This window comes from Streptomyces sp. NPDC048389, from assembly GCF_040706335.1.
Lineage (GTDB): Bacteria > Actinomycetota > Actinomycetes > Streptomycetales > Streptomycetaceae > Streptomyces.
The window spans coordinates 68,575-74,921 of the sequence record NZ_JBEZKP010000036.1; the positions used below are offsets into that span (position 1 = coordinate 68,575).

Sequence of the window (6,347 nt, forward strand, 5' to 3'; positions counted from 1 at the left end):
ACCATGCCCATGTGGACATCGACGCATGGGTGTGGTGGCTGATCGGCGCGGTCGGACTGGGCATTCCGCTCGTACTGACCGCCATGCCGGAGTTCGGAATGTTCTCCGCGGGGGCGGTGGCAGCGGCCGTCGTCGCGGCGGTCGGCGGTGGCACGGTGGCCCAAGTGCTCGTGTTCGCCGCGGTGTCCGTGGCGCTCCTCGCCGTCGTACGCCCCATCGCGATGCGGCACAGATCGCAGAACCCCCGGTTCGCCAGCGGCGTCGACGCGCTGAAGGGCCGTCAGGCCGTCGTGCTCGAACGGGTCGACGGCCGCGGCGGCCGTATCAAGCTGGCCGGCGAGATCTGGTCCGCCCGCGCCTTCGACGCGAGCATGGCCTACGAAGAGGGCCAGCAGGTCGACGTCGTCGAGATCGACGGGGCCACCGCTGTGGTGATGTGAAGCGCCGCCACCCGGTTTCTTCCGGACCGAAGGGGCTGAAGGGGCCGAACCGGCAACACCGCGGCCCGTGTTCTGGGAAACTGATCATCGGACTCATCCGGCAGCGAAGGGCACAGGGAACGCGATGCAACCGATCATCATCGTCCTGATCATTCTGGTGGTGCTGGTCTTCATCGCCCTGATCAAGACGATCCAGGTCATTCCACAGGCCAGCGCCGCCATCGTCGAGCGCTTCGGACGCTACACCCGCACCCTCAACGCGGGCCTGAACATCGTCGTCCCGTTCATCGACTCCATCCGCAACCGCATCGACCTCCGCGAACAGGTCGTTCCCTTCCCGCCCCAGCCGGTGATCACCCAGGACAACCTGGTCGTCAACATCGACACCGTCATCTACTACCAGGTGACCGACGCCCGCGCCGCGACCTACGAGGTCGCCAGCTACATCCAGGCCATCGAGCAGCTCACCGTCACCACCCTGCGCAACATCATCGGAGGCATGGACCTCGAGCGGACGCTGACGTCCCGCGAGGAGATCAACGCGGCCCTCCGCGGCGTCCTCGACGAGGCGACCGGCAAATGGGGCATCCGCGTCAACCGTGTCGAACTCAAGGCCATCGAACCGCCCACCTCCATCCAGGACTCGATGGAGAAGCAGATGCGCGCGGACCGCGACAAGCGCGCCACGATCCTCACCGCCGAAGGCATCCGGCAGTCCCAGATCCTCACCGCCGAGGGCGAGAAGCAGTCGGCGATCCTGCGCGCCGAAGGTGAGGCAAAGGCGGCAGCCCTTCGCGCGGAGGGCGAGGCCCAGGCCATCCGTACGGTCTTCGAGTCCATCCACGCCGGGGACGCCGACCAGAAGCTGCTCGCCTACCAGTACCTGCAGATGCTCCCGAAGATCGCCGAGGGCGACGCCAACAAGCTCTGGATCGTCCCCAGCGAGATCGGCGACGCCCTCAAGGGCCTCAGCGGGGCGATGGGCAACTTCAACCCCATGGCCGGCATGGGCGGCGGCACCGTGCCCAAGCAGACCGGCGGCAACGGCAACAGCACCGAACGTCGCGAGCAGCCCCCCATCGACTGACCGCGCACCCCCTTCATGCATGATCGGTGAGGCCCCTCGACCTTCACGGCGGGGAGGCGACTCACGGACAGGTAAAGGAGATGGCGTTGTCCATCTGGGAAGCACTGGCGGTATTCGCGGCCGGCGTGGGAGCCGGAACCATCAACACCATCGTGGGCTCCGGCACTCTGATCACCTTCCCGGTGCTGCTCGCCACCGGACTGTCGCCGATCACGGCAAACGTCTCCAACGCGCTCGGGCTCGTACCGGGCTCCATCAGCGGAGCCATCGGCTACCGCGCCGAGCTGCGCGGACAGACCGCCCGGGTACTGCGCCTCGGCGCGACCGCTCTCCTCGGCGGCCTGGCCGGCGCCGCCCTGCTTCTCGCTCTGCCGTCGGAGGCGTTCAACACGATCGTCCCCGCACTGATCGCCCTCGCACTCATCCTCGTCGTCCTCCAGCCCCGCCTCGCCAGGGCCGTGCAGCGCCGCCACACGGCACGGGGCACCGAACCGAACCCGCACGGCGGGCCCGCGCTCCACACCGGGTTGCTCCTCGCCAGCGGGTACGGCGGCTACTTCGGCGCCGCCCAGGGCATCCTCTACCTCTCCCTCATGGGACTGCTGCTCGACGACAGCCTCCAGCGCATCAACGCCGTCAAGAACGTCCTCGGTGCCGTCGTCAACGGCGTCGCCGCCGTGTTCTTCCTCTTCGTCGCCGACTTCGACTGGACCGCCGTCCTGCTGATCGCCGTCGGGTCCGCCGTCGGCGGACAACTCGGCGCCAGGGTCGGCCGCAAGCTCAAGCCGGAAGTGCTGCGCGCCTTCATCGTCGTCGTCGGCAGCATCGCGATCGTCCAACTCCTGCTGCGCTGACACGGCGAGGCCCGCCCCCGGGGACCGGTGCACTCCAGGGGGCGGGCCTCGGCATCACGCCGTACGCCGTCACATGATGACGTCTCACGTCACTACGCCGCGGGCTGCGCAGCAAGCCAGTCGGGCAGCACGGCGCGCTCGCCCGACCTGAGCCCCAGCAGCATCGCCTCCGCCGGCGACGGGACGAACGGCTCGCGCAGCAGCGGCATACCCGCCTGCTCCGGCGTACGGTCCGCTTTACGGTGGTTGTCCTCCGCGCAGGAAGCCACCGTGTTCAGCCAGCTGTCAGCGCCACCGCGCGACTTCGGCACCACGTGGTCCACCGTCGTGGCACGCCGCCCGCAGTATGCGCACCGGTACTGGTCACGGACCAGCACACCTCGCCGCGACCACGGCGCCTGTCTTCGAAACGGCACCCTTACGTACCGGCAGAGCCTGATCACCCGGGGAACAGGAAGATCCACCGCCGCCGCGCGCACCCGAAGCGCCGGGTGGGAGTGCTCGACCACTGCCTTGTCCTGGAGCACCAGCACCACCGCGCGGTTCAGTGTCACCGTCGACAGCGGCTCGAAGCTCGCATTGAGCACCAGTGTGTCCCGCATCCTGCCCACCTCCGTTCACCGGCCCGGCCCCCCGACGGCGGGCATCGGCCTGGGATCAACTCTGGCCGGGCGAGCCGAGATGGACAACGCAATATCCGTGCATTGCCGGGGCAGGACACCAAGACCCCGGCAACAAAACTGCCCTGCCCTGGTCTCTCCAGGACCAGGGCAGGGCAAACGTGAAGCGAACTCTCAGCTCTGCGCGGGAGCCTCGTACTCGGCGAGCAGCTGGGCACGGGCGATCGTGTGGAAGCGCAGATTGAAGCCGACGACCGCCGGTGAGACATCGGCGTCCGGCCCGAGCTTCTCGCTGTCCACCGCGTACACGGTGAAGACATAGCGGTGCTTCTCACCGGCCGGCGGAGCGGCCCCGCCGAAGTCCTTGGACCCGTAGTCGTTACGGACATGCACCGCACCGTCGGGCAGGCCCTCGAACTTCCCGCTCCCCGCACCCGCCGGGAGTTCCGTCACCGACGCGGGGATGTCGAACAGCACCCAGTGCCAGAAGCCGCTGCCGGTCGGCGCGTCGGGATCGAAGCACGTCACGGCGAAGCTCTTGGTCTCCGGCGGGAAGCCCTCCCAACGCATATGCGGCGAGGTGTCACCCGCCGCCCGGACCTGCGCGTCCTTCAGCACCGATCCCGGCTCGATGTCTTCGCTCACCAGCGTGAACGAAGGCACCGCCGGATGAAAGTCGTGAGGAAGCGGAGCCCTCTTGAGCTCGGTCACGTCAAACCCTCCGATTCGGCCGTCCTGCCTCTTCCACCCCGAGCCTAGAGCCAGTTGCGACGCCCACCGACATCCGCCAGCCACTGGTTGAGGTAAGCCGCCCAGTCCGTCGACCGGAAGGTCTCGTGCCCCACCTGGAACGCCTTGTACGAGTCGCTGCCCTCGCTGAAGAGGCCGGGCTTCTTGTCCATCTCGAGGATGACGTCCATCTCCCGGTCGTCGGCGACGAACGTCAGCTCCACCTGGTTCAGCCCGCGGTACTGCTGCGGCGGAAGGAACTCGATCTCCTGGTAGAACGGCAGCCGCTGGCGCGTCCCGCGGATGTGACCGCGCTCCATGTCCGCGCTCTTGAAGCGGAAGCCGAGCTGGACGAACGCGTCGAGGATCGCCTGCTGCGCCGGAAGCGGGTGCACATTGATCGGGTCGAGGTCGCCCGAATCCACGGCCCGCGCGATCTCCAGTTCCGTCGTCACACCGATGTTCATCCCACGCAGGTTCTGTCCCTCGATCGTGGTGATCGGGGTCTCCCACGGGATCTCGAGACCGAACGGCACCACATGCACCGCGCCGGCCTTGACCTCGAAGGCGCCGCCCAGCCGCTGCTTGGTGAACTCGATGTCCTGCTTGACCTCCTGATCACCGCCCTCGACCTCTACCCGCGCCTGCAGACCGACGGACAGCCCCTCGATCTGCTGATCCACCGAACCGCCCTGGATACGCACCTCACCCTGGACGACCCCACCGGGGACGACGTTCGCCTCGGCAAGCTCCGTCTCGACGGAGGCGCCGCCGGCGCCCAAGCTTGCAAGCAGCCTCTTGAAGCCCATGTCCACTCCTTCTGGTCCTGACCCCTACATACGCCCGATGACCGTAGTCGGTTCCCGCGTCTCTCCGCGCTCTCCGTACTCTCCGCGGCTTCGCGGTCCTTCGGTACGCTCGAACCCGATGATCGAGCACCCTGACCGTACGCCGCTGCCCCGGGACTTCTTCGACCGCCAGGTTCTGGAAGTGGCCCCGGATCTCCTCAGCGGCACCCTGACCAGACGGACCGACGACGGCTCCATCGAACTGCGCATCACGGAAGTGGAGGCGCATGCGGGCGAGGCCGTCCCCGGCACGCACGCCTTCCGCGGCCGCACCGCGAGCAACAAGGTCGTGTTCGGCCCGCCGGGCCACGCATACGTGTACTTGGCCTACGAGACGTCAAGGCGCTCAGCGTGAACGTCGACCTCCTCGCCCATCCCGCTGAAGAGGTCGCCCCCCAAGCTGCTCGGGAGCGTCCTCACCTGCAAGACCCCCGAGGGAACCGTGAGCATCGCCATCACGGAGACCGAGGCGTACTCCGGCACGACCGACCCGGCCTCCCATGCCTACCGAGGCCGGACGCCCCGTAACGCCGTCATGTTCGGGCCCGCAGGACACCTTTACGTCTACCGGTCCCACGGTCTCCACTGGTGCGCCAACGTCGTCACCGGAACAGACGGTGTCGCCTCGGCCGTCCTCATCCGGGCAGGCAGGGTCGTCGAAGGGGAAGACCTGGCGCGCAGGCGGCGAGGAGCGAAGGTCGAGAGCCCACGCCTTGCGCGGGGTCCGGGGAACTTCTGCCAGGCGCTCGGTATCACGGCGGAGCACAACGGCACAGACCTGCTGACGGGTGCCTCGGTCGTGCTGTCCGAGGGCGAGTCGGGACCCGCTGCGCTCATCCGGGTCGGCCCTCGGGTGGGCGTGAGCAAAGCCCACGACTGGCAGCATCGCTTCTACCTCGCCGGTGATCCGACGGTCTCGGCGTACCGGCTGAGCCCGCGAGCCAGGCCGCCGGCCGGAGCCTGAGCCGCCGTGCGCCTTGCTCACCCACGGATGTGGCACTGCCTCTATGCGGTGTGCGGGCCGGAAGGGCAAGGTGAGCGGGTCCTGCTGCACGCCGGCGAAGTACGGGTGGGCGTCGAGCTTTCCCGGAAGCGTCGGGTCTCGGCCCGGCACGACAAGGAACTGGCCAAAGGCCAAGGCCGGCTGGCCACCGCGCTCGACGTCGACCGCGCTGAACGGCGTCGACTTCTGCCTTGGCCCCACCGCACCCCTCTCTCTCATCCCAGGGCCACCGGCCCACCCCCGACCAGGTCAGCAACGGCCCGGGGACCGGGGTGGGCGGTGAGGGGCCCTCCACTCCTGGCGCTTCTGGATCGACGGCGACCCGACGGTGAGCCCCTACCGGGCTCACGTGCCGCGCCGCAGGAGCGGCAACGGAACTTGACTCGGGCATCGCGGACGCCTAACGTAGCCCGGGCCGCTTGAGACGGAGCACTGCTGTTCAGCAGATCCGGAGCGGCCATCCACTACTTAGACGACAACCTCAATCGGGTGCGGTTTCGGCATGCCGGAATTCAAGCCGCAATGACTCGATTATGAGTCGCCGGGGAAATCCGCTAAAGTTGTGGACACGCCGGAAGGTCGAAAGACCGGAAAGCGCCGAGGAAATCGGATCGGAAAGATCTGATAGAGTCGGAGACGCAAGACCGAAGGGAAGCGCCCGGAGGAAAGCTCGCAGGGAAGCCTGAGGGTGAGTACAAAGGAAGCGTCCGTTCCTTGAGAACTCAACAGTGTGCCAAAAATCAACGCCAGATATGTTGATACCCCG

The 6,347-nt window shown here is 67.7% G+C and carries 6 protein-coding genes and 3 pseudogenes; 6 read left to right on the forward strand and 3 right to left on the reverse strand.

Features of this window, described 5'->3' with window-relative positions:
• The first annotated feature begins 11 nt into the window (after positions 1–11).
• The 3 genes from AB0903_RS23205 (at position 12) to AB0903_RS23215 (ending at position 2,381) form a co-directional block, all read left to right on the forward strand.
• Positions 12–440 carry an NfeD family protein gene (locus AB0903_RS23205; protein ID WP_366705677.1) on the forward strand — a complete coding sequence of 143 codons (429 nt, stop codon included), beginning with the start codon at positions 12–14 and terminating at the stop codon, positions 438–440.
• Positions 441–564: 124 nt separating this feature from the next.
• Positions 565–1,527 carry an SPFH domain-containing protein gene (locus AB0903_RS23210; protein WP_366705679.1) on the forward strand — a complete coding sequence of 321 codons (963 nt, stop codon included), beginning with the start codon at positions 565–567 and terminating at the stop codon, positions 1,525–1,527.
• 80 nt (positions 1,528–1,607) lie between these two features.
• The gene (locus AB0903_RS23215; RefSeq protein WP_366705681.1) at positions 1,608–2,381 is read left to right on the forward strand and encodes a sulfite exporter TauE/SafE family protein; all 774 of its coding nucleotides are present in this window, start codon (positions 1,608–1,610) and stop codon (positions 2,379–2,381) included.
• 92 nt (positions 2,382–2,473) lie between these two features.
• On the opposite strand, the gene AB0903_RS23220 is transcribed toward AB0903_RS23215, so the two are convergent.
• The 3 genes from AB0903_RS23220 to AB0903_RS23230 all read right to left on the reverse strand — a co-directional run bounded on the left by AB0903_RS23220 (position 2,474) and on the right by AB0903_RS23230 (position 4,539).
• The gene (locus tag AB0903_RS23220; protein WP_366705683.1) at positions 2,474–2,983 is read right to left on the reverse strand and encodes an HNH endonuclease; all 510 of its coding nucleotides are present in this window, start codon (positions 2,981–2,983) and stop codon (positions 2,474–2,476) included.
• Positions 2,984–3,175: 192 nt separating this feature from the next.
• Positions 3,176–3,712, reverse strand: a complete 537-nt coding sequence (locus tag AB0903_RS23225; RefSeq protein WP_366705685.1) for a YbhB/YbcL family Raf kinase inhibitor-like protein — start codon at positions 3,710–3,712, stop codon at positions 3,176–3,178.
• Positions 3,713–3,756: 44 nt separating this feature from the next.
• Positions 3,757–4,539 carry a sporulation protein gene (locus AB0903_RS23230; protein WP_366705686.1) on the reverse strand — a complete coding sequence of 261 codons (783 nt, stop codon included), beginning with the start codon at positions 4,537–4,539 and terminating at the stop codon, positions 3,757–3,759.
• 118 nt (positions 4,540–4,657) lie between these two features.
• Here AB0903_RS23230 and AB0903_RS23235 point away from each other — a divergent pair.
• The 3 pseudogenes from AB0903_RS23235 to AB0903_RS23245 form a co-directional block, all read left to right on the forward strand.
• Positions 4,658–4,900 (forward strand): annotated as a pseudogene (locus AB0903_RS23235) (DNA-3-methyladenine glycosylase); the annotation flags it as partial.
• A 29-nt stretch (positions 4,901–4,929) separates the two neighbouring features.
• A pseudogene (locus AB0903_RS23240) lies at positions 4,930–5,542 on the forward strand (DNA-3-methyladenine glycosylase).
• A 27-nt stretch (positions 5,543–5,569) separates the two neighbouring features.
• A pseudogene (locus AB0903_RS23245) lies at positions 5,570–5,963 on the forward strand (DNA-3-methyladenine glycosylase); the annotation flags it as partial.
• Between the last annotated feature and the right edge of the window lie 384 nt (positions 5,964–6,347).